The organism is Stenotrophomonas sp. C9D9 (assembly GCF_056491205.1).
The window spans coordinates 1-22,671 of record NZ_JBSZIF010000002.1; the positions used below are offsets into that span (position 1 = coordinate 1).

Sequence of the window (22,671 nt, forward strand, 5' to 3'; positions counted from 1 at the left end):
TGCGCGACCTGGAGGCCCTGGTCGGGCTCGGCCATCTGGGCGCTGACGAAGCCGCGGCGTTGAAGCGCGAACGTGCCGTGCTGGCGCGGTTGCGCTTCGGCCTGCACCTGGTCGCGCGCCGTCCGGAAGAGCGCCTGCGTTTCGATTACCAGAAGACTCTGGCCGCGCGACTGGGCTTCGAAGACGATGCCGAGAATCTCGGTGTCGAAAAAGTCGATGCAGGGCTTCTACCGCGCCGCGCTGGTGGTGCGCCGGATCAGCGACCGCCTGCTGCAGCGCTTCGAGGAACAATTCGATGGCGAGGCCCAGCCGGAACCGCTGACCGTGGGCTTTTCCCTGCGCCGTGGCTACCTGGCCGCCAACGAGGCCGACTGGCCGCGCGGCGACATCGGCCAGGTGTTCGCACTGTTTTCCAGCTGGGCCAACAACCCGCAGGTGCGCGGACTGCACTCGCTGACCGCGCGTGCACTGGCCGAGTCGCTGCCGCTGCTGCCGGCCTATGACCAGGCCGACTCCGATGCACGCGAGCAGTTCCTGGCCCTGCTGCGCGGCCAGCGTCCGGTCGATACGCTTTCGCGCATGGCGCGGCTGGGCGTGCTTGGCCAGTGGATTCCCGCGTTCGCCCAGGTCAGCGGGCGCATGCAGTTCGACCTGTTCCATGTCTATACGGTCGACCAGCACACGCTGATGGTCCTGCGCAACGTCGGCCAGTTCGCCAGCAGCCGCGCCGACTGAGCGCTTCTCGATCGCGCATGAAGTCTGGCCGCGCCTGCGCAAGCCGGAACTGCTGCTGCTGGCCGGCCTGTTCCATGACATCGCCAAGGGCCGTGGCGGCGACCACTCGGAGCTGGGTGCGGTGGACGCGCGTGCGTTCTGCCAGGCGCATGCGCTCAGTGGCACTGATACCGAGCTGGTGGCATGGCTGGTCGAACAGCACCTGCGCATGTCGGTGACCGCGCAGAAGCAGGACATCGCCGATCCGGTGGTGATCCACCGCTTCGCCACCCTGGTCGGCAGCCGCGACCGCCTGGACTACCTGTACCTGCTGACCTGTGCCGATATCTGCCGGCACCAGCCCGAAACTGTGGAATGCCTGGAAGGATCGCCTGCTGGCCGACCTGTACTTCGCTACCCGGCGCGCGCTGCGCGAGGGGCTGGAGCACCCGGTACCGGCCGCCGAGCGCGTGGCCGAGGCACGTGACAGCGTGCGCGCACTGGTGCGCGAGCAGGGCTACGACGATGCCACCATCGACCGCCAGTTCGCGGTGATGCCCGTGCATGAGGGCTTCATCCCGCCTGCGCCCGGAGCAGCTGGCCTGGCAGGCTGCCGCGCTGGTGCCGGTGAAGCAGGGCCAGGCGCTGGTGAAGGTTCGCCGGATCAGCGTCGACGACCCGGCGCTGGAAGTGTTCGTGCACTCGCCCGACCGCGCACGGCCTGTTTGCCGCGATCGTGATGACCCTGGACCGCAAGGGCTACGGCATCCACCGCGCACGCGTGCTGGACGGTCCGGCCGACACCATCTTCGATACCTTCGAAGTGAACCCGGCCGACACCTTTGCCGATGGCAGCAGCGCCAACCTGGAGGCGGCCCTGCGCGAGGCACTCAGCGGTGACCTGTCGCGGCTGCGGCCGTCGCGCCGGGTCGTGCCGCGGCAGCTGCGGCACTTCCGCTTCGCCCCGCGCATCGAGTTCCGCGATGAGCCAGGCGCAACCCGTTTTGCCCTGGTCGCCCCCGACCGTCCCGGCCGCTGGCTGGCCGATGTGGCGTTCGTGCTGCGCAACCAGGGCCTGCGCGTGCATGATGCGCGCATTGCAACGTTCGGCGAACGCGCCGAAGACACCTTCGTGATCAGTGACGAACACGACCTCCCCCTGACTGAACCTGCCCGGCAGCAGCTGCATGACGCGATGCTGGCCTGCCTGGACCCTGATCGAAATGCCGGAGACCCCGCCTGATGGCCACCAAGCCCGCCAAGAAGACCGCCGCGACCCCCAAGAGCGCAGCGGCCCCGCTCCTGCCGCCGCACCGGCCGCGAAGAAGACCCCTGCGCCGAAGAAGGCCGCTGCAGTGAAGGCCCCGGCAAAGAAAACGGCGGCGGTGAAGAAAACGGCTGCGATGAAGAAGGCCCCGGCCAAGAGCGCCGAAGCGGTCCGCGCCGAGACCATCGCCCGCAAGTCGCTGCGCAAGCCGTCGGCACCGGGCGTGGAAGAGCTGAAGTTCGGCATCGAGAGCGCCTTCAAGCGCCGTGCGACGCTGACCCTGCACGAGCTGGAAGGTTCCACCCGTCCGCTGGTCAACCGCGTGATCGATGGCCTGGAAACCGGTGAATTCCGTGTCGCCGAGCCGGACGGCCAGGGTGGCTGGAAGGTCAACGAGTGGCTGAAGAAGGCGGTGTCTGTACTTCCACGTCAACGACATGGCGGTGGTCGATGCGCGCCCCGCACCGTTCTGGGACAAGGTCGAATCGCGCTTCGCCGGCTATGACGAAGCGAAGTTCCGCCGTGGCGGCGTGCGCGTGGTGCCGGGCGCGATCGCCCCGCCGCGGTACCTACTTCGGCAAGGACGTAGTGCTGATGCCGAGCTTCACCAACATCGGCGCCTATGTCGGCGAAGGCACCATGGTCGACACCTGGGCCACCGTCGGTTCCTGCGCGCAGATCGGCCAGCACTGCCACCTGTCCGGCGGCGCCGGCATCGGCGGCGTGCTGGAGCCGCTGCAGGCCAGCCCGACCATCATCGAGGACCACTGCTTCATCGGTGCGCGTTCGGAAGTGGTGGAGGGCGTGGTGGTCGGCCACCACAGCGTGATCGGCATGGGCGTGTTCCTCAGCCAGAGCACCCGCATCTACAACCGCGCCACCGGCGAGATCACCTACGGCTACATCCCGCCGTACAGCGTGGTGGTGTCCGGCTCGCTGCCGAGCAAGGACGGTACCCATTCGCTGTACTGCGCGGTGATCGTCAAGCAGGTTGATGCCAAGACCCGCAGCAAGACCAGCGTCAACGACCTGCTGCGCGGCCTGGCCGACTGAGGATGACGGCGCCGGAGGATCTGGCGCAGTCCGCGATCTACCAGCATCCGTCCGATACCCTGTTCGGGCGGATGCTGCCGCGCCTGCTGCACGCCCCGCGCTGGACCCGGCTGCGCCGCGCGCTGTCGCGGCGCTGGCCGATGCCGGCGCTGGTCAGCGATGTACGCGACGTGGTCTACGTGAGCTGGTGGGTCGACGTGCGCCACGCGCCGATGCCACCACCAGGCCATCACTACGTGGTCCACGCCGGACGCACGCCCTACACCATCCTCAGCTACCGGCACGGGCACTTCGGGCCCACGCTGGCCGGGCCGCTGCGCTCGCTGATGCCGTCTCCCAGGCAGAGCAACTGGCGCTGGTACCTGCGTCGCGACGACGCTCCGGATGGGGCGCCGGTGGTGCTGTTCGATCGCAACGTGATGGACCAGCTGGCCTTCGTCGCCGGCGCGCGCGCTTTCAGCGATGCCATGCAGCCGCATCTGTCGGTGCACTTCATGCATGCGCTGGATGCCGAAGGCAGTGGCCACACGCGGATCGAGGGCGGGCAGGGCAGTGCCCCGGCGTTGCACCTGCAGTGGCAGGCCGCTGCGGGCTGGGACGATGCCGGGTGGGCGGCGGCCTTCGGCAGCCATCAGGCCCTGCTGCGTTCCTGACCTGCCAGGACGAGGCCATCGCCCGTACCTGCGACCAGCGCTGGGCCAGCACCCGCATCGCTCTGCCGGTGGACATCGCACAGCTGCAACCGCTGCAGCTGGAGGGCGAACCACATTGCCCGCGCCTGCAGGCAATGGGCGTGGCGCTGCACGAGGGGCTGGCCTTCCGGCTGCCAAGGGTACCGTTCCGGGTCGTGTCCGAGCGCCTGTTGTGAGATTCTGGCCCTCTGTTTTCCAGCATCACAGATGGCCATGAGCACCACTGTCTACGGTTTGAAGAACTGCGATACCTGCAAGAAGGCGACCAAGTGGCTGGACCGCTTCGGCGTGCCGTACACCTTCGTCGACTACCGCGACAACAAGCCCAGCCCGGAAACGCTGCTGGCATGGGCGGCGCAGCTGGGTGGCCTGGCCGCGATGGTCAACAAGTCCTCCACCACCTGGCGGCAGCTGCCGGACAACCGCAAGGCCGCCGACTCCGAGGCCGAATGGAAGCTGCTGCTGCGCGAGTATCCGCAACTGATCAAGCGCCCCGTGGTGGTCACCTCCGACGGTACGGTCAGCCAGGGCTTCAGTGACAACGGCTTCAAAGCACGCTTCGGCGTGGGTGGCGCGTGAGCGCGGTTCTCGACCTGACCTGCGAGCTGATCGCTCGGCCCTCGGTGACGCCGGACGACGCCGGCTGCCAGGCGCTGCTGGCGGCACGGCTGAAGCAGGCCGGGTTCCACTGCGACCATCTGCGGCTGGGCGAGGTCGACAATCTGTGGGCGACCCATGGACAGGGCGCGCCGGTTCTGGTGTTGCTGGGCCACACCGACGTGGTGCCGACGGGCCCGCGCGAGGCCTGGGCCAGCGACCCGTTCACGCCGCAGATCCGTGACGGCGTGCTGTACGGCCGTGGCACCGCCGACATGAAAGGCAGCGTGGCGGCGTTCGTGGTGGCGGCCGAGCAGTTCATCGCCGCACATCCTGATCACCCCGGCACGCTGGCGGTGCTGTTGACCAGCGACGAGGAAGGCGATGCCATCGATGGCGTGCGCCACGTCGCACGGCTGTTCGCCGAGCGCGGCCAGCGCATCGACTGGTGCATCACCGGCGAGCCGTCGTCGACCGCGACGCTGGGTGACCTGCTGCGCGTGGGTCGCCGTGGCAGCCTGTCGGCCAAGCTGCGGGTGCAGGGCGTGCAAGGCCATGTGGCGTATCCGGAGAAGGCACGCAACCCGATCCACCAGGCGGCGCCGGCCCTGGCCGAGTTGAGTGCGCGGCGCTGGGATGAAGGCTACGAAAGTTTCCCGCCGACCAGCCTGCAGATCTCCAACGTCCATGCCGGTACCGGTGCCAACAATGTGATTCCCGGCGAGCTCGAAGTGGATTTCAACATCCGCTACAACCCGCACTGGGATGCACCGAAGCTGGAAGCGGAGATCACCGCGCTGCTGGATCGGCATGGCCTGCAGTACACGCTGAAGTGGCATCGCAGCGGCGAGCCGTTCTACACCCCGGAAGGCACGCTGCGCGCCACGGCGCGTGCGGTGCTGGCCGAGCACATCGGCCGTGCACCGGAGGAAAGCACCGGCGGCGGCACGTCCGATGCCCGCTTCATCGCGCCATTGGGCGCGCAGTGCATCGAAGTGGGGCCGGTCAACGCCAGCATCCACCAGGTGGACGAGAACGTGCGCGTGGACGATCTGGAGGCATTGCCGGGGCTGTACCAGCGGCTGGTGGAACGGCTGCTGGTGGGAACCCCATGACGGAATGAATTCCGCGAGGGTGGGTGCCGACCGTTGGTCGGCACGCCTCCCGCCGGGGCCGCTTCTCTACTCCGAAAAAATGAAGAACGGCGGCTCGACCGCTTTTTTCCAGTAACTCGGCGCGGCCATGTAGAAGTGCTGCGCTTCGGCCCTGGCGAACCAGTGCGTCGCTGCGTCGGTGTCCTTCTCCACGCCCGGCGCACCGCGGCCCAGCAGCAGTCCGGCGAGTACTGGCCGAACACATTGCCCTGCTCGCCGGCGCGCTGGTACAGCTGCAGCGCGCGCGCGGGATCGCGTGGCAGGCCTACGCCTCTTTCCAGCAGCGCGCCCAGATCGACCTGTGCGCCGGCGTCACCCGCAGCGGCACGGCGTTGGATCCTCGCCACCAGCGGATGCACGGTATCGCCTGTGGCCGCTACCGCGCCGGGCAGTCCCGACGATGACGACGCATAGCGCTGGTAGACCATCGCGCGCAGGTCCCAGCGCAGTGCTCGCTGGGCATCACCGCGCTCGCGATAGGCCTTGGCCAGGTCAAAGAACGCATACGGATTGCCGTGGTTGGCGGCAGCCAGAGACCAGCGTTCACCGCGTCGCCAGGACGCGCGCAGCACCGGAGCCGGGTTGATGTGGGGGCTGTCGGCATACCGCAGCGTGCCGGAGATCCAGATCCGGCCCAGTGCTTCTTCCGCCTGGTGTTGTGGAAGGTCCAGGGTGTGGCCGCTGCGGCACGCTCGTAGTAGGCGATGGCGCGCGGATCGTTGAAGCGCTCGAAGGTTTGCGCGGTATCAAAGGCACCCTCGAAGCTGCCGTCGGTTCCGCGTTGTTCCAGGCCTGCAGCTGAGCCGGCGGCAGGGGCGACGGCGGGGGCAGGGTCTGGCAGGCGGCCAGGCCCAGGCAGAGCAGGGCGGCCAGCGCCGCGTTGCGTCCAGTGCGGTGTTGCATTTCCATTACACGTTTCACGGCGGGCCATTATGCGCGCCGTGGAGTGGTTGCCAACGCAACGGTTGCGCCGTGCCGGAAACCGGGGTAGGGTCGATGCCATGTCGATCCGCCTGGCCACCGCCGTCAATAACAACAACCGCAATAATCTGCGCGCGAATAATCGTGCGCGGCCGATGCGGGACTGCGCCCTGGGTAGATAGACAGCAACACACGCCCGGACACCAGAAAACCCGCATCAGCCGATGCGGGTTTTTTTGTGCCCGGGCGCAGCCCCACCCGGGCCTGGATGGCCGGTCGAACACCTTCCCACCCGTGAAATCCCCCAACAGGAGCTCTCCCATGTGTTCGATCTTCGGAATCTTCGGCCTGCAGGCCGGTGACGATCTTCCAGCCCTGCGCCGCCATGCGCTGGAACTGTCGCAGCGCCAGCGCCACCGTGGCCCGGACTGGAGCGGCGTATACCTCGACGAAGGTGCGCTGCTGGTTCACGAGCGGCTGGCCATCGTCGACCCGGCCGGTGGTTCGCAGCCGCTGCTGTCGGCCGATGGCCAGCTGGCGCTGGCGGTGAACGGCGAGATCTACAACCACCAGGCATTGAAGGCGGCACTGACCACCGCCTACGACTTCCAGACCGGCTCGGACTGCGAGGTGATCAACGCGCTGTACCGCCAGGGGGGCGCGCCGGCGCAGTGGCTGGAACAGCTCAACGGCATCTTCGCCTTCGCGCTGTGGGACCGCGACAGCGGGCGCGTGCTGGTGGCGCGTGACCCGGTCGGCGTGGTGCCGCTGTACTGGGGCCACGATGCCCAGGGGCGCCTGCGCGTGGCCTCGGAAATGAAGGCACTGGTCGATACCTGTGCCGACGTCGCGCAGTTCCCGCCGGGGGCACTACTTCGACAGTGCCAGTGGTGAGCTGGTGCGCTACTACCAGCAACCGTGGCGCGACTACGCCGACGTGCAGGGCCGGCAGGCCGATCTGGCCGAACTGCGCCAGGCGTTCGAGCATGCGGTGGAGCGCCAGCTGATGAGCGACGTGCCGTACGGCGTGCTGCTGTCCGGTGGCCTGGACTCGTCGCTGGTGGCAGCGGTGGCCGCACGCTATGCACGTCGCCGCATTGAGGATGGGGGGCAGACCGAAGCCTGGTGGCCGCGCCTGCACTCGTTCGCGATCGGCTTGAAGGGCTCGCCCGATCTGGCCGCCGCTGCGATCGCCGCCGAAGCGCTGGGCACCGTGCATCACGGCTTCGAGTACACCTTCGAGGAAGGCCTCGATGCGCTGCCGGAAGTGATCCGCCATATCGAGACCTACGACGTCACCACCATCCGAGCCTCGACGCCGATGTTCCTGCTGGCGCGGCGGATCAAGGCGATGGGGGTGAAGATGGTGCTGTCCGGCGAGGGCAGCGACGAGATCTTCGGTGGCTACCTGTACTTCCACAAGGCACCGGATGCGCGTGAATTCCACGACGAGCTGGTACGCAAGCTCGACGCCCTGCACAACTACGACTGCCTGCGCGCCAACAAGTCGATGATGGCCTGGGGCGTGGAGCCGCGCGTGCCGTTCCTCGACCGTGAGTTCCTCGATGTGGCGATGCGCTTCGATGCCGCGCACAAGATGGTCGGTGCCGGTTTTGGTGGCCGTCGCATCGAGAAGGCGGTGCTGCGCGAGGCATTCGACGGCTACCTGCCGGACAGCATCCTGTGGCGGCAGAAGGAACAGTTCAGTGATGGCGTTGGCTACGGCTGGATCGATGGGCTGAAGGCACATGCCGAAGCACAGGTGAGCGACCGCGTACTGGCAGCGGCCGACAAGCGCTTCCCGCACAACCCGCCGCAGACCAAGGAGGCGTACTACTACCGCCACCTGTTCGAGCAGTTCTTCCCGAGCCGTGCGGCTGCCGAGACCGTGCCGGGTGGCAAGTCGATCGCCTGTTCGTCGCCGGCGGCCATTGCCTGGGATGCCAGCTTCGCCGCGGCTGCAGATCCGTCGGGTCGCGCGATCGCCGGCGTGCACGCGCAGGCACTGGCCTAAGCGCCAAAAAGGGGACGGAGGAGATCAAGTCGTTTGTGCCATTAACGCCTTAATCCCCTCCGTCCCCTTTTTGTATCATCGCCCCCCTGCACATTGGGGAATGTTCATGGACGTACAGACCGGGGGCCGGGCGCCGCCGATCAAGTGGGGATGGCGCTACCTGGCCTGGGCCGGGGTGCCGTTGCTGGCTGGCGTGCTGCTGGCGCGGTATGCCGGGCCGGCGGCGCCCGAGGCGGTTGCCCGTGCCACGGCTGCGGCCGAAGGCAGCTGGACACAGCATCTGGCGTCTCCGCTGGGCCTGTTCCTGCTGCAGCTGCTGGTGCTGCTGCTGGTGGCCAAGGGCGCGGGTGCGCTGCTCAAGCGCTTCGGGCAACCGGCGGTGATCGGCGAGATGGCCGCCGGCCTGATGATGGGGCCGCTGGTGCTCGGCAGCCTGTTGCCACAGCTGCACGGCATCCTGTTCCCGGCGAGTTCGCTGGGGCCGCTGGGCATGCTCAGCCAGCTGGGCGTACTGATGTTCCTGCTGGTGGCCGGTGCCGAGCTGGACCTGGCGGCGCTGCGTGGCCGCCTGGCGTTTTGCCTTCACGGTCAGCCATGCCGGCATCGCGGTGCCATTCGTGCTCGGCGTCGCGTTGGCGATCTGGCTGTACCCGCAGCACGGCCCGCAGGGCGTGGGCTTCACTGCATTCGCACTTTTCGTCGGTATCTCGATGAGCATCACGGCCTTCCCCGTGCTGCTGCGCATCCTGGCCGATCGCGGGATCACACAGACGCCACTGGGGCAGACCGCGATCGCCTGCGCTGCCTTGGGCGATGCCACCGCGTGGTGCCTGCTGGCGCTGATCGTGGCCGCCGCCCAGGCCAGCGGCTGGTTGCCGGCCAGCCTCAACCTGTTGTGCGTGGTCGCGTTCGTGGCGCTGATGCTGGGGCTGGTGAAGCCGTGGTTCGCGCGCCAGCAGATTGCGCCGGGCCGTGAGGGGCGCTGGCTGCTCGGCATCCTGCTGTTGTCGCTGGGCAGTGCGCTGGTCACCGAGATGCTGGGCATCCACGCGCTGTTCGGGGCGTTCGCTGCGGGCGTCGCGGTATCGTCCAATGCGCAGTTGCGTGACCTGCTGATGGCCCGTGTCGAGCCGTTCGCGGTCACCCTGCTGCTGCCGTTGTTCTTCGCCATGACCGGGCTGCGCATGCGCGCCGATGCGCTGCAGGCCAGCGACATCGTGTTGTGCGTGGTGGTGATCGCGGTGGCCACGACAGGCAAGCTGCTGGGCACCTTCAGTGCCGCGCGCAGTGCCGGCATGCCCACGCTCGAAGCGTGGCGGCTGGGCGCGTTGATGAACACCCGCGGCCTGATGGAGCTGATCGTGCTCAACCTGGGTTACGAGCTGGGCCTGCTCGGCGACCGCCTGTTTGCGGTGCTGGTGATCATGGCGCTGGTGACCACGGCGATGACCGGGCCGCTGCTGAACCTGATCGAGCGGCGCAGGGGCTGAGTGCTGGACGGCATCCACGCAGGTGTGGAGGTGGGGTCAGATCCCTTTTCCTCTGGAAAAGGGATCTGACCCCGTCCGTCAACGGGCCGGCACCAGCGTCATCGTGTGCTGCGCCTTGCCGGGCAGGAACGGCGTCGGGCGCCCATGCACCCAGTCCTCGTGGCCGGCGCCCCAGTACGGTGACAGCGGGTGGCCGCTCTGGCCGCCGGGCATGTGCACGATGCCGTCGGCCTCGTGGCCGGGCGAGACCACCATGCGCTCGGAGGCGCCGAAGTTCGGCGTCTGCACGCGCGGCATGTCCCGGTCGCCGGGCAGGCGGTCGGCCGGCATGCACAGCCAGCGCTTGGCGATGTCCGGCAGTGCCCGCGCGATGGGATGGCAGATCGCCGCGGTATTGCGTTCGCCCCAGCTGCGCTTGGCCAACCGCCCCTGCTTGGCCAGCTCACGCTCGGTACGGCGCGCGGCGTCGATCAGCAGCGCATCCCAGCTGTCGAAGGCCGGTGGCAGCAGGTTGGCCGGACGCTGCTGCAGCATCGGCCAGGCCACGCCTTCCAGCTGTGCCAGGCGCGGATCCAGATAGGCATCGCCCAGCTGCGCGTTGGCCGGGGCAAGCAGTGCATCGGATAGGGTCTCCATCACCTGGGTGCGGAATTCACGCACCACCCGGTAGCTCACTGAACTGGCCGAGGCGCGCCCGCCCCATTGATGGCTGACCTCCTTCAAACGCTTCAGCGCAGGGTCGTCACTGCGTTCGATGACGTCGTGCAGCAGAGCCCACCAGCGCTGCAGGAACACGGCGCGGTCGTCGAGCTGGATAGCCAGCAGGTCGTGCTCGTCGAAGCGCTCCTGGATCGCCAGCAGGTCGCGGATCTGCCGCGCCCGGGCACCGAGGTCATAGCCGCCGTTGCCGACGCTGGCCAGTGCCTCGCCGTCGAGGACGCGTCCATTGGCGGTCCACAGGCGATGGTTGGGGGGATCGATCAATGCCGGCGAGGCATCGCTGCGGATCGGCCACGGCGCGCAGTCCTGGTTGCTGGCGGCATTGAAGCCGGCCGGTGCACAGCCAGGGCCACGGTCCGGGCGGGCGCCGATCAGGCGCCAGGCGATGCGCCCGCTGCGATCACCGACCACCAGGTTCTGCGCGGGGATGCCGGCACGGTCGGCGAAGTGCAGTGCACCGTCCAGGTCACCGGCGCGGGCCAGATCAGCGAAGTCCAGGCGCACGGCGCCGGGCAGGTGTGCGACCCAGCGCAGCGCATCGCCACTGCCATCGGCATGGGTATGCAGGATCGGCCCCCAGGCGGTTTCGCGTACCGGGAACAGCACGTCGGCCTGGCCGGCCACGGCGATGCGTTCTTCGTGCACGGTCACCGCGGAGTTGGCCGGTTCCGTGCGGTAGTCCGCCGTGTCGATGTAGCTGTTGGTGAAGCCCCAGGCGACGTGCCCGTTGCTGCCGACGATCACTGCCGGCAGGCCGGGCAGCGAGAAGCCGGTGACATCGACCTGGCCGCCGGCGGCCTGCGGGTCGGGGTAGCGCAGGCGCACGCGGAACCACAGGCCGGGTGCACGCAGGCCCAGGTGCATGTCGTCGGCGACGATCGCGCGGCCGTCGGCGGTGAGTGCACCGGCCACCGCGAAGTTGTTGCTGCCGATGACGTCGGCCTCTTCCTGCTCGGTGCCCGTTTTTCCCTTCAACGTGCGCAGGTCCAGCTGGCTGGCATCGGGCAGGGCGGCGTTGCCGGTGGGTTCGCCGAACAGCGGTGCATCCCATTCGGTGCCGTCGTGGGCGATCAGTGCGTACAGCGCCGGCGGCACCACCGCGCGGATGCGGCTGAGCGCAAGCTCGGTCTGGTTGTCCGGGTCCTGCAGGTCGGCGTACATGGCCAGCCCGGTCAGCACGCTGTCGCTGGCCTGCCACGGTTGCGGTGACTGCCGCAGCAGCAGGTAGGCCCACGGGCGCACGGAGAGATCGGCCAAGCCCTCATTGACCCCACCGATATAGGCGCTCACGGCTTCGATGTTGTCGCCCAGCGCAGCCTGCATGTTCGCCTCGGTGCGCGCGCGCAGCCGATGCACGCGCATCCGCTTGTCAGCATCGATGGCCTTCGGCCCGAACAGCGCCGACAGCTCGCCAGCGGCACTGCGGCGCATCAGGTCCATCTCGAAAAAACGTTCCTGCGCATGCACGCGGCCGAGCGCACGCATCGCGTCGGCCTGGCTGCTGGCGGTAATGGTGACCACGCCCAGCGCATCGCGCTCGATGGTGACCGGCTTGGCCAGGCCCGGCAGCGCATGCTCGCCATCCAGGTCGGCCAGGCTGCCGCGCAGCAGCAGCCACAGCACCAGGGCGGTGACCAGCATGATGGCGATCAACACGCCCAGCACCCAACGCCATGTACGTCGCATCGCACGTCCTTTCCGAACTCGTGGGCTGATTGTAGCCGCAGGCGCAACTGCGACTGATTCCGATTAGATCACCGTATTTTGAAATGCGGCACCCTATGTCACATCGATTCACAGGAGCCCCCCCATGAAAGGCAACCCGGACGTCATCGCCTGCCTGAAGGAACTGCTGCGCGGCGAGCTTGCTGCCCGCGACCAGTACTTCATCCATTCCCGCCGCTACGAGGACCAGGGCCTGTTCGCGCTGTATGAACGCCTGAACCACGAGATGGAAGAGGAAACCCAGCACGCCGATGCGCTGCTGCGCCGGATCCTGTTCCTGGGCGGCGACCCGGACATGCGCCCGCATGCCACCGAGCCGGGCAAGACCGTGGAGGAGATGCTGCAGAAGGATCTCGATACTGAATACGCCGTTCGGAACAATCTCGCCGCCGGCATGAAGCTGTGCGAGGAGAAGGGTGACTACGTGAGCCGCGACATCCTGCTGGCGCAGCTGAAGGACACCGAGGAAGACCACGCCTGGTGGCTGGAGCAGCAGCTGGGCCTGATCAAGCGCATCGGCCTGGAGCTGTACCAGCTGAGCAAGATCGACGGCAACGGCGCTCCGGCGCACTGAGCCGCAGATGGCGCCGGGTCATGCCCGGCGACTACCCGGTAGAGCCGACCGCTGGTCGGCTGCTCTGCAAAAAGCAGCCGACCAGCGGTCGGCTCTACCAGAAGAAGCACAGCGTTCTGTCGCCAGCCAGCACCAGAGCATCGCCAGCCAGCCTTCGCCCGCCAGCTGCTCTACCGCCCGCCAGCCGACAACGAAAAAGCCGGGGAATGCCCCGGCTTTTTCGTGTCCGGGGTCGGATCCGTTTTCAACGAAAACGGCTCTGACCCCATTGGGATGGAAAACGCCAACCGGGGTTGGCGTCTACCGGGGCAAGGCGTGTCAACCAAGGTTGACACCTACCAGGAGCGGTTTCCCGGGGTCAGAGCCCTTTCTCCTGGAAAGGGATCCGACCCCGCACCCCTCACTCCACCGACAACCCTTCCACCTTCTGCCAGCCGCGCGGCAACAGGTGGCCGCGGGTGGCGCGGGCGCCGAGGTACGCTTCCAGTTCGTTGAACTTCAGGCCCATGGTGCGCTGGCCACTGCGTACCTGCAGGGTCTGGCCGGGGCTGATTGCAACCACGGCGACCACGCGTTCGGTGGCGAGCTTGGCCTTCGGGATCTCGATGATCTTGTTGCCCTTGCCCTTGTCCAGTTCCGGCAGGTCGTTGGCGGCGATCGCCAGCAGGTTGCCGGAGCTGGTCACCGCCACGATGCGATCGGTGGCGACGTTGGCGACCACCGACGGGGTCAGCACCGATGAACCGGCCGACAGGTTCAGCATCGCCTTGCCGGCCTTGTTGCGGCCGATCAGGTTCTCGAAGCGGGTGACGAAGCCGTAGCCGTGGGTGGAGGCCAGCACGAAGCGGGTGTCCGGCTCGGCGCTGGCCAGAGTCACGAAGCTGGTGCCCGGTGCCGGCGAGAAGCGGCCGGTCAGCGGTTCACCGTTGCCACGCGCGGAAGGCAGGGTATGCACCGGCGTCGAGTAGGCGCGGCCCTCGCTGTCGAGGAACGCCACCTGCTGCGTGCTGCGCGCACGTACCGCGCCCTGCAGGGCGTCGCCGTCGCGGTAGGACAGGGCGGACGCATCGACGTCGTGGCCCTTGGCCGCACGGATCCAGCCCTTCTCCGACAGCACCACGGTCATCGGCTCGCTCGGCACCAGCTCGGTCTCGTCGATGGCCTGTGCCGCCTGGCGCTGCACCAGCGGCGAGCGGCGGGCGTCGCCGAACTTCTTGGCGTCGGCGGTCAATTCGTCGCGGATCAGCTTCTTCAGCTTGGCCTTGCTGTCGAGGATGCCGAGGATCTTTTCGCGCTCCTTGGCCAGCTCGTCCTGCTCGCCACGGATCTTCATCTCTTCCAGGCGGGCCAGCTGCTTCAGCTTGGTTTCCAGGATGTACTCGGCCTGGTCGTCGGACAGGCCGAAGCGCGCGATCAGCGCCGCCTTCGGTTCGTCCTCGGTACGGATGATGTGGATCACCTCGTCCAGGTTGAGGAAGGCGACCAGCAGGCCTTCCAACAGATGCAGGCGGCGCTCGACCTTCTGCAGGCGGTGCTGCAGGCGGCGGGTGACCGTGTTGCTGCGGAAGGTCAGCCATTCGCTGAGCAGCATCTTCAGGTTCTTCACCTGCGGACGGCCGTCCAGCCCGATCACGTTGAGGTTGACGCGGTAGCTGCGCTCCATGTCCGTGGTCGCGAACAGGTGGCCCATCAGCTGGTCGGCGTCGACGCGGTTGGAACGCGGCACCAGCACCACGCGCACCGGGTTGGCGTGGTCGGACTCATCGCGGATGTCCTCCAGCCACGGCAGCTTCTTGGCGCGCATCTGCGCGGCGATCTGCTCGATCACCTTCGACGGCGACACCTGGAACGGCAGCGCGGTGACCACGATGTTGTGCGCTTCCTTGGTGAAGGTCGCACGTGCGCGCACGCTGCCGTTGCCGGTCTCGTAGATGTTCCGCAGGTCGTTGGCCGAGGTGATGATCTCGGCGCTGGACGGGTAGTCCGGGCCCTGCACGTGCTCGCACAGGTCGCGCACGCTGGCATCGGGGTTGTCCAGCAGGTGCAGCAGCGCGCTGACGATCTCGTTGAGATTGTGCGGCGGCACGTCGGTGGCCATGCCCACGGCGATGCCGGTGGTGCCGTTCAGCAGCAGGTGCGGCAGCCGCGCCGGCATCCAGGTCGGCTCCTGCAGGGTGCCGTCGAAGTTCGGTGCCCAGTCGGTGGTGCCCTGGCCCAGTTCGCCCAGCAGCACTTCGGCGATCGGGGTCAGCTTGGATTCGGTGTAACGCATCGCCGCGAACGACTTCGGGTCGTCGCTGGAGCCGAAGTTGCCTTGGCCCTCGATCAGCGGGTAGCGGTACGAGAACGGCTGGGCCATCAGCACCAGCGCCTCGTAGCACGCGCTGTCGCCGTGCGGATGGTACTTACCGATGACGTCACCGACGGTGCGCGCGGACTTCTTCGGCTTGGACGCGGCGTTCAGGCCCAGCTCGCTCATCGAATAGATGATGCGGCGCTGCACCGGCTTCAGGCCGTCGCCGATGAACGGCAGGGCGCGGTCCAGGACCACATACATCGAGTAGTCGAGGTAGGCGCGTTCGGCGTACTCGCGCAGCGGCAGTTGTTCGAATCCGTGGAACACGGGGCGGGCAAGTTCGGTCATGCGGCGTTGTTACCTGTTGTCGGGAGGCGGCGACGGCGGTCGCCGCTCGCAATCCTGTGATTATCCGGATGCGGCCGGGGATGCCAAGCCACGTGCAGGGTCCAGCCCGGTTTCCAGGCCGTGCCCGGCCCGTGCCAGGTAGCGCCCGGGCGGCAGCCCGAAGTGGCGGCGGAACACGGTGACGAAGGCGCTGGCGCTGCTGAAGCCCAGCGCGTGGGCGATGTCGGCCACGCTGCGGCCGTCGGTCAGCTGGCGCAGCGCCTCGGACAGGCGGGCCTGCTGCCGCCACTGGGCGAAGCTGAGCGTGGTCTCGTCGCGGAAGTGACGGGTCAGGCTGCGCGGTGACAGGCCGGCCCAATGCGCCCATTCGGCCAGGCTGCGCTCGTCGGAGGGGTCGGCCAGCAACTGCGAGGCGATCTTCAGCAGGCGCCGGTCGTGGGGCATCGGCAGGTGCATGCGCTGGCGCGGCGCGCTTCGGATCTCGTCCAGCAGCACGTCGATGATGTGCTGGCGCTCGGGCGTGGTGTCATAGCCCAGCGGCCATTCGCAGACGCGGTCGGCCAGCGCCTGCGCCAGCTTGGACAGGCCCAGCACGCAGGGGTCGGCGGGCAGGGTGGCGCAGGCCGGTGCGGCCAACGCCATGCCCCAGCCGCGCAGCGGGCCGTCGAGGGTGACCGTGTGCGGTTCCAGCGGCGGCATCCAGCCGGCCGAGCCCGGCGCCAGCGACCAGGTGCCATGCGAGGTGCGGGTGGTCAGCAGGCCGCGTTCGACGCAGATCAGCTGGGCACGCTGGTGGTGGTGCCAGTCCACCTCACGGGCCAGGCCCTGCTGGCTGTCGAAGCGGAAGGCGATGACCGGCGGGCCGTCATTGCGCTCGAACCAGTCCAGTGCGTCATCCCTGAGCAGGCGCTTGGGAACCTGAATTTCTGCCTTGTTCATCATGTCCACTGGCTGAAATGTGTCATCCATTGGCTGGATTGTACTACCGGGCCACCTGACCAGATCATTAAGGTAGGCGCCTTCACTGATCGAGCCCGCTGCTGCAACACAGCATTCGATGCCAGATCGAATATTTCCATTGAGAAATATTTTTTTTGGAAGAGAATGCTCCCCCATGATCTGTCCTGCAACCACTCCCCCCAGCTTCGGCCTGCTGCTGCGCCAGGTGCGCGACGGCCTGGTCCGCCAACTCGACGCGTCCATGGCTGAAGAAGATCTGGGCATCGGCTTCACCCACTACATCGGGTTGAAGGTGCTATCCAGCATGGCGCCGTGCACCGCCAACGAACTGGCCCAGGCCATCGACCAGGTGCCCAGCGCGGTGACCCGGCTGCTGGACAAGCTGGAGGCGCTGGGCTGCGTCCGCCGCGAGCCGCATGCGCAGGACCGGCGGGCACTGCAGATCGTACTGACCGATGAAGGCCGCGCGTTGTGGGCGCGGCTGAAGCTGCGCGGCGACGCGGTGATGGATTACGCCCTGCGCGATCTTTCCGCCGATGAGCGCACGCTGCTGCTGTCCCTCCTTACCCGAATCCGCGATTCACTGACGACCCCATGAACCCGATCCCGCATTCCACTCTCCGCCGGTCCGGGCGCGCGCTGCTGGTGTCAGCGCTGGCCCTGGCCCTGGCCGCCTGCGCCAGCAGCCGTGGCCTCAACCCGCAGGGCCACGTGCTTGATGTGGACAGCCTGCACAGCGAACGCACCCTGGCCGACACCGACCTGAGCGCCGCCGGCTTCCCGGCGCAGGACTGGTGGAAGGCACTGGGCGATGCGCAGCTGGACGCGCTGGTTGCCGAGGGCCTGGCCGGTCACCCGAGCCTGGACGCCGCCGATGCGCGCCTGCGCCAGGCCCAGGCCCAGGTCGGTACCGCGCGTGCCGATGAGCTGCCCAGCCTGTCGGTGTCCGGTGGCTACACCGGCCTGCGCCTGCCCGAGTCGATGGTCGGCAGCGAGATGGGCGGCCGCTATGGCGGCAGCAGCCAGGTCGCCTTCGATTTCAGCTACGGCGTGGACCTGTGGGGCGGCAAGCGCGCCGCCTGGGAAGCCGCCGTCGATGGTGCGCATGCCGCCACCGTCGAAGCCCAGGCCGCACGCCTGAACCTGTCCACCGGCATTGCCCAGGCCTATGCCGATCTGGCTTACGCGTGGCAGCTCAACGATGTGGCCGAGGAAGAACTGACCCGCTCGCAGAAGTCGCTGCAGCTGACCCGCCAGCGCCGCAGTGCCGGCATCGACAGCGATCTGCAGGTGCGCCAGGCCGAGGCCCGCGTGCCGGCCGCGCAGCAGCAGGTACTGGCCGCGCAGCAGCGCATCGATGCCGCCCGCACCGCGCTGGCCGCCCTGGTCGGCAAGGGTCCGGACCGTGGCCTGTCGATCCAGCGCCCGCAGCCGTTGAACCCGATGGCATTGCAGCTGCCGGGCGTGCTGCCCAGCGAACTGCTGGGCCGTCGCCCCGACATCGTGGCTGCGCGCTGGCGCGTGGAAGCGGCCGACAAGCAGATCAAGGTTGCCAAGACCAGGTTCTACCCGAGCTTCAACCTGACCGCGCTGGCCGGCGTGGTCGCCCCGAACGTGGGTGACCTGTTGAAGAGCAGCTCCACCTTCGCCTACATCGGCCCGGCGTTGAGCCTGCCGATCTTCGAAGGCGGCAAGCTGCGCGCCAACCTGGCCAACACCGACGCGCAGTACGACCTGGCGGTGGCCAATTACAACCAGGCCGTGCTCGATGCACTGCGCGACGTTGCCGACCAGGTCAACGCGGTGCGCTCGCTGGCGCAGCAGGCGCACGCGCAGCAGCAGGCCGTGGACACCGCACGCTCGGCCTTCGACCTGGCCCAGCAGCGCTACCGCGCCGGCATCGGCAGCTATCTGGACGTGCTGACCGCGCAGTCCACCCTGCTGCAATCGCAGCAGCAGCTGGCCGGCCTGCAGTCGCAGCAGGTGCAGACCTCGGTGCGCCTGAGCAAGGCGCTGGGCGGTGGTTTCCAGCCCGCTGACGCCGACCGCGCACCGATCGCCTCCCATTCCGATTCCTCGCATTCCTGAAGACGCCCGCCATGAGCCAGACCCAAGACACCGCGGCCCCGGCCGCCCCCAACCGCCGCGGCAACCTGCTGCGCGGCCTGTTCGTGATCGTCGTGCTGCTGCTTGCCGCACTGGCGCTGTGGTACTTCATGTTCGGCCGTTGGTTCGAAGAGACCGACGATGCCTACGTGCAGGGCAACCAGGTGCAGATCACCCCGCTGGTGGCCGGTACCGTGGTCGCCATCAATGCCGATGACGGCATGCGCGTGGAGCGCGGCCAGCTGCTGGTGCAGCTGGACCCGTCCGACACGTCGGTGGCGCTGCAGCAGGCCGAAGCCAACCTGGCCAAGACCGTGCGCCAGACCCGTGGCCTGTACCGCAGCGTGGAAGGCGCGCAGGCGGACTTGAACGCCCGCCAGGTGACCCTGAAGCGCGTGCGCGACGACTTCGCTCGCCGCAAGGACCTGGCCGCCACCGGCGCCATCTCCAACGAAGAACTGGCCCACGCCCGCGACGAGCTGGCTGCGGCCGAAGCGGCCGTGGCCGGTTCGCGCGAGACCGTCGAGCGCAACCGCGCGCTGGTCGACGACACCGTGATCGCCACCCAGCCGGACGTGCAGGCGGCCGCCGCGCAGCTGCGCCAGGCCTTCCTCAACAACGCCCGCGCCGGCATCGTCGCGCCGGTCACCGGCTACGTGGCCCGTCGTTCGGTGCAGGTGGGCCAGCGCGTGCAGCCGGGCAATGCCCTGATGGCCGTGGTGCCGACCGAGCAGATGTGGGTCGAGGCCAACTTCAAGGAAACCCAGCTGCGCCACATGCGCCTGGGCCAGGAAGTGGAGCTGAAGTCGGACCTGTACGCCGGTGACGTGAAGTACAAGGGCCGCATCCAGAGCCTGGGCCTGGGCACCGGCTCGGCGTTCTCGCTGCTGCCGGCGCAGAACGCCAGCGGCAACTGGATCAAGATCGTGCAGCGCGTGCCGGTGCGCATCGCCATCGATGCCAAGCAGCTGGCCGAACACCCGCTGCGCATCGGCCTGTCGATGAAGGCCGAAGTGAGCCTGCGCGACCAGAAGGGCGAAGTGCTGCCGAGCACCCCGGCCAAGGGCACGGTGTTCGACACCGACGTGTATGCCAAGCAGCTGCATGATGCCGACGAGGTGATCCACACGATCATCCAGGGCAACCTGCCGCAGCAGGCGAAGGTGGGCTGAGGTCGCCATGTCTGCACAAGCTCCAGCCGCGCCCGGCGCTCCGGGCGCACCGGCGGCGCCGGGTGCGGCCTCCGGGTTCCTGCCACCCAGCGTCGCCCTGTGCACCGTGGGCCTGGCGATGGCGTCGTTCATGCAGGTGCTCGACACCACCATCGCCAACGTCTCGCTGCCGACCATCGCCGGTAACCTCGGCGCCAGTTCGCAGCAGGCGACCTGGGTCATCACCTCGTTCGCGGTCAGCACGGCCATCGCGCTGCCGCTGACCGGCTGGCTCAGCCGCCGCTTCGGCGAACGCAAGCTGTTCGTCTGGGCCACGCTGGCCTTCGTCATCACCTCGCTGCTGTGCGGCCTGGCGCAGAGCATGGGCATGCTGGTGCTGTCGCGTGCGCTGCAGGGTTTCGTGGCCGGCCCGATGTACCCGATCACGCAGTCGTTGCTGGTCTCGATCTATCCGCGCGAGAAACGCGGACAGGCCTTGGCGCTGCTGGCGATGATCACGGTGGTGGCGCCCATCTGCGGTCCTATCCTCGGTGGCTGGATCACCGACAACTACAGCTGGGAATGGATCTTCCTGATCAATGTGCCACTGGGCATCTTCGCCGCGCTGGTGGTGGGCAACCAGTTGAAGGGGCGCCCGGAGCAGATCGAGAAGCCGAAGATGGACTACGTCGGCCTGATCACCCTGGTGATCGGCGTCGGTGCGCTGCAGCTGGTGCTCGATCTGGGCAACGACGAGGACTGGTTCTCGTCGATGAAGATCGTGGTGCTGGCCTGCGTGGCGGTGGTGACGCTGACGGTGTTCCTGATCTGGGAGCTGACCGACAAGGATCCGATCGTCGACCTGAAGCTGTTCCGTCATCGCAACTTCCGCGCCGGCACGCTGGCGATGGTGGTGGCTTACGCCGCGTTCTTCAGCGTGGCCCTGCTGATTCCGCAGTGGTTGCAGCGTGACATGGGCTACACCGCGATCTGGGCAGGCCTGGCGACCGCGCCGATCGGCATCCTGCCGGTGATCATGACGCCGTTCGTGGGCAAGTATGCATCGCGCTTCGACATGCGCATGCTGGCCACGGTCGCCTTCATCGTGCTGTCGATGACCAGCTTCCTGCGTTCGAACTTCAACCTGCAGGTGGACTACATGCACGTGGCTGGCGTACAGCTGATCATGGGCATCGGCGTCGCGCTGTTCTTCATGCCGGTGCTGCAGATCCTGCTGTCGGACCTGGATGGTCGCGAGATTGCGGCGGGCTCCGGCCTGGCCACGTTCCTGCGAACGCTGGGCGGCAGTTTCGCGGCGTCGCTGACGACGTGGCTGTGGGCGCGGCGCACCCAGGTGCACCATGCCGACCTGACCGAGCACATCTCGGCCTATCAGCCGGGCATGCAGGACCAGGTCACGGCGATGGGGCAGGGCGACCTGCAACACGGCGCAGCGGTACTGAACAACATGATCAACCACCAGGCGTCGCAGATGGGCTTCAACGACATCTTCTTCCTGCTGGGCTGGATCTTCCTGGCGATCATCGCGTTCCTGTGGCTGGCCAAGCCGCCGTTCGGCGCAGGTGCAGGTGCGGCCGCCGGTGGCGGGCACTGACCGATTGTTGTTGATGAAAAACAAAACCCCGCCGGAAGGCGGGGTTTTTGTTTGGAGCGTTGTGCAATTCGGTAGATCCACGCCATGCGTGGATGAGCGTCGCCATCGCGTTGACATGGCGGACCCCGGAAACGAAAAAACCCGCTTTCGCGGGTTTGATCATCTTGAGTCGTGGTGCCCAGGAGAGGACTCGAACCTCCACGGTTTTACCCGCTAGTACCTGAAACTAGTGCGTCTACCAATTCCGCCACCTGGGCGACTCAGGAGATGAATTATGGGGAGCGGCAGAAGATGTGTCAACAACATTTCACACTTTTTTCTGCGGCTGCACGCCGAGGTGATGCAGCAGGCTGCGCATTGCCGGCGACAGTCGCGTCCACTCGGCAAAGCAGGCGCACAGGCGCCGTTGTGCCCACGCATCGGCGAGCGGTACGGCGACGGTGTGCGTGCTGCGCCGATGCTGGCGTGCAATGGTCCGCGGCACGATGCCGACGCCGATGTGGTGGCCGACCATGATGCACACGCCTTCGAAGGTCTTCATGCGGATGCGCACATCCAGGCGGCGCCCGATGTCGCGCGCCTGGTCCTCGATGTAGGTCTGCAGTGCGTTGCCATCGGCCAGGGCAACGAAGGTCTCGCCGGCAACCTCGGCGAAGGTCACGCTGCGCCGCGAGGCGAGGCGGTGATCGGCCGGCAGCAGCATCACCAGCGGGTCTTCGGCGACCACGTGCTGCTGCAGGCCGGCCGCGTCGACCGCGTCGCTGATGATGCCGGCCTCGGCCTGGCCGGCACTGATCGCGCGTACGACTTCGGGGCTGGTGCGCTCGATCAGTTCGACATGCAGGCGCGGGCGTTCGGCCAGCCACGGTGCGAGCCGCGCGGGCAGGTAGTTGGTCAGCGCGGCGGTGTTGGCATACAGGTGCAGGGTGCCGCGCGCGCCATGCGCGAACGCCTGCAGTTCGCCACGCAGCTGTGCCTGCTGCTGCAGGATCAGCCGTGCATGGTGGGCGAGGGCGGCGCCGGCTTCGGTCAGGCTGACGCCGCGTGGGTGCCGGTTCAACAGCGGGGTACCGGCATCGGCTTCGATCGTGCGCAGGCGCTCACTGGCTGAACCCAATGCCAGGTTTGCCTGCGCCGCGCCGGCGGTGATGCTGCCCGCTTCGGCGATGGCCAGGAACAGGCGCAGGTCGGCGATGTCCATCCGCATGTCGTGCCTCATTGCTGATCCGGCGCCTTCGGGTCAGCCGAAGGCTCGGCCGGGAAGACCGCATTGT

General features: G+C 67.8%; 11 protein-coding genes, 1 tRNA gene and 6 pseudogenes. 12 read left to right on the forward strand and 6 right to left on the reverse strand.

The annotated features are described in order from the left end of the window. From glnD to dapE, 5 genes and pseudogenes are all read left to right on the forward strand, one after another. Positions 1-1,957: pseudogene (glnD, locus tag ACXI0D_RS00015) on the forward strand ([protein-PII] uridylyltransferase); the annotation flags it as partial. After that, positions 1,957-3,034: pseudogene (gene dapD, locus ACXI0D_RS00020) on the forward strand (2,3,4,5-tetrahydropyridine-2,6-dicarboxylate N-succinyltransferase). The pseudogenes glnD and dapD, both read left to right, overlap by 1 nt. Positions 3,035-3,036: 2 nt before the next feature. Next, a pseudogene (locus ACXI0D_RS00025) lies at positions 3,037-3,902 on the forward strand (hypothetical protein). Between the two features lie 31 nt (positions 3,903-3,933). Continuing rightward, positions 3,934-4,305, forward strand: coding sequence for an arsenate reductase (locus ACXI0D_RS00030; protein WP_182474420.1), 372 nt, complete (start codon positions 3,934-3,936; stop codon positions 4,303-4,305). After that, a complete protein-coding gene (gene dapE / locus ACXI0D_RS00035) occupies positions 4,302-5,438 on the forward strand; it encodes a succinyl-diaminopimelate desuccinylase (RefSeq protein ID WP_049446223.1) in 1,137 nt (378 codons plus the stop codon). The genes ACXI0D_RS00030 and dapE overlap by 4 nt, the downstream gene beginning before the upstream one ends. A gap of 66 nt (positions 5,439-5,504) precedes the next feature. On the opposite strand, the pseudogene ACXI0D_RS00040 reads toward dapE, so the two are convergent. Then, positions 5,505-6,380 (reverse strand): annotated as a pseudogene (locus tag ACXI0D_RS00040) (tetratricopeptide repeat protein). Positions 6,381-6,719: 339 nt separating this feature from the next. Between ACXI0D_RS00040 and asnB the strand changes: the two are divergent. Together asnB and ACXI0D_RS00050 are read left to right on the forward strand one after the other, a co-directional pair. Further along, positions 6,720-8,412, forward strand: a pseudogene (gene asnB, locus ACXI0D_RS00045) (asparagine synthase B). A gap of 100 nt (positions 8,413-8,512) precedes the next feature. Next, positions 8,513-9,902 (forward strand): annotated as a pseudogene (locus tag ACXI0D_RS00050) (cation:proton antiporter domain-containing protein). 78 nt (positions 9,903-9,980) lie between these two features. Here the strand turns inward: ACXI0D_RS00050 and ACXI0D_RS00055 are convergent. Next, the gene (locus ACXI0D_RS00055; protein WP_479642124.1) at positions 9,981-12,308 is read right to left on the reverse strand and encodes a penicillin acylase family protein; all 2,328 of its coding nucleotides are present in this window, start codon (positions 12,306-12,308) and stop codon (positions 9,981-9,983) included. A gap of 124 nt (positions 12,309-12,432) precedes the next feature. On the opposite strand from ACXI0D_RS00055, the gene bfr reads away from it, so the two are divergent. Beyond that, entirely contained in the window at positions 12,433-12,921 is a 489-nt protein-coding gene (gene bfr, locus ACXI0D_RS00060; protein WP_005408763.1) for a bacterioferritin, read from the forward strand. A 400-nt stretch (positions 12,922-13,321) separates the two neighbouring features. Here the strand turns inward: bfr and parC are convergent, their stop codons facing one another. Together parC and ACXI0D_RS00070 are read right to left on the reverse strand one after the other, a co-directional pair. Continuing rightward, complete coding sequence (gene parC / locus ACXI0D_RS00065; protein ID WP_049446214.1) at positions 13,322-15,565, reverse strand: DNA topoisomerase IV subunit A; 2,244 nt, start codon at positions 15,563-15,565, stop codon at positions 13,322-13,324. A gap of 60 nt (positions 15,566-15,625) precedes the next feature. Further along, positions 15,626-16,507, reverse strand: a complete 882-nt coding sequence (locus ACXI0D_RS00070) for a helix-turn-helix domain-containing protein (RefSeq protein WP_042358602.1) — start codon at positions 16,505-16,507, stop codon at positions 15,626-15,628. Positions 16,508-16,679: 172 nt separating this feature from the next. Between ACXI0D_RS00070 and emrR the strand changes: the two genes are divergently transcribed. Genes emrR through emrB form a run of 4 tightly spaced genes read left to right on the forward strand, consistent with a single transcriptional unit; the run spans position 16,680 to position 21,397 of the window. After that, entirely contained in the window at positions 16,680-17,123 is a 444-nt protein-coding gene (gene emrR / locus ACXI0D_RS00075; protein ID WP_014036527.1) for a multidrug efflux system transcriptional regulator EmrR, read from the forward strand. Then, entirely contained in the window at positions 17,120-18,613 is a 1,494-nt protein-coding gene (gene emrC, locus ACXI0D_RS00080; RefSeq protein WP_101765197.1) for a multidrug efflux transporter outer membrane subunit EmrC, read from the forward strand. The genes emrR and emrC overlap by 4 nt, the downstream gene beginning before the upstream one ends. Positions 18,614-18,624: 11 nt before the next feature. After that, a complete protein-coding gene (gene emrA, locus ACXI0D_RS00085; protein WP_014036529.1) occupies positions 18,625-19,803 on the forward strand; it encodes a multidrug efflux MFS transporter periplasmic adaptor subunit EmrA in 1,179 nt (392 codons plus the stop codon). A 7-nt stretch (positions 19,804-19,810) separates the two neighbouring features. Beyond that, positions 19,811-21,397 carry a multidrug efflux MFS transporter permease subunit EmrB gene (gene emrB / locus ACXI0D_RS00090; RefSeq protein WP_014036530.1) on the forward strand — a complete coding sequence of 529 codons (1,587 nt, stop codon included), beginning with the start codon at positions 19,811-19,813 and terminating at the stop codon, positions 21,395-21,397. 172 nt (positions 21,398-21,569) lie between these two features. Here emrB and ACXI0D_RS00095 read toward each other — a convergent pair. Both ACXI0D_RS00095 and ACXI0D_RS00100 read right to left on the reverse strand, forming a co-directional pair. Beyond that, positions 21,570-21,654: transfer RNA gene (locus ACXI0D_RS00095), tRNA-Leu, on the reverse strand. A gap of 50 nt (positions 21,655-21,704) precedes the next feature. Further along, on the reverse strand, positions 21,705-22,604 hold the full coding sequence (locus ACXI0D_RS00100) for a LysR family transcriptional regulator (RefSeq protein ID WP_135968484.1): 900 nt from the start codon (positions 22,602-22,604) through the stop codon (positions 21,705-21,707). Positions 22,605-22,671: the final 67 nt, after the last annotated feature.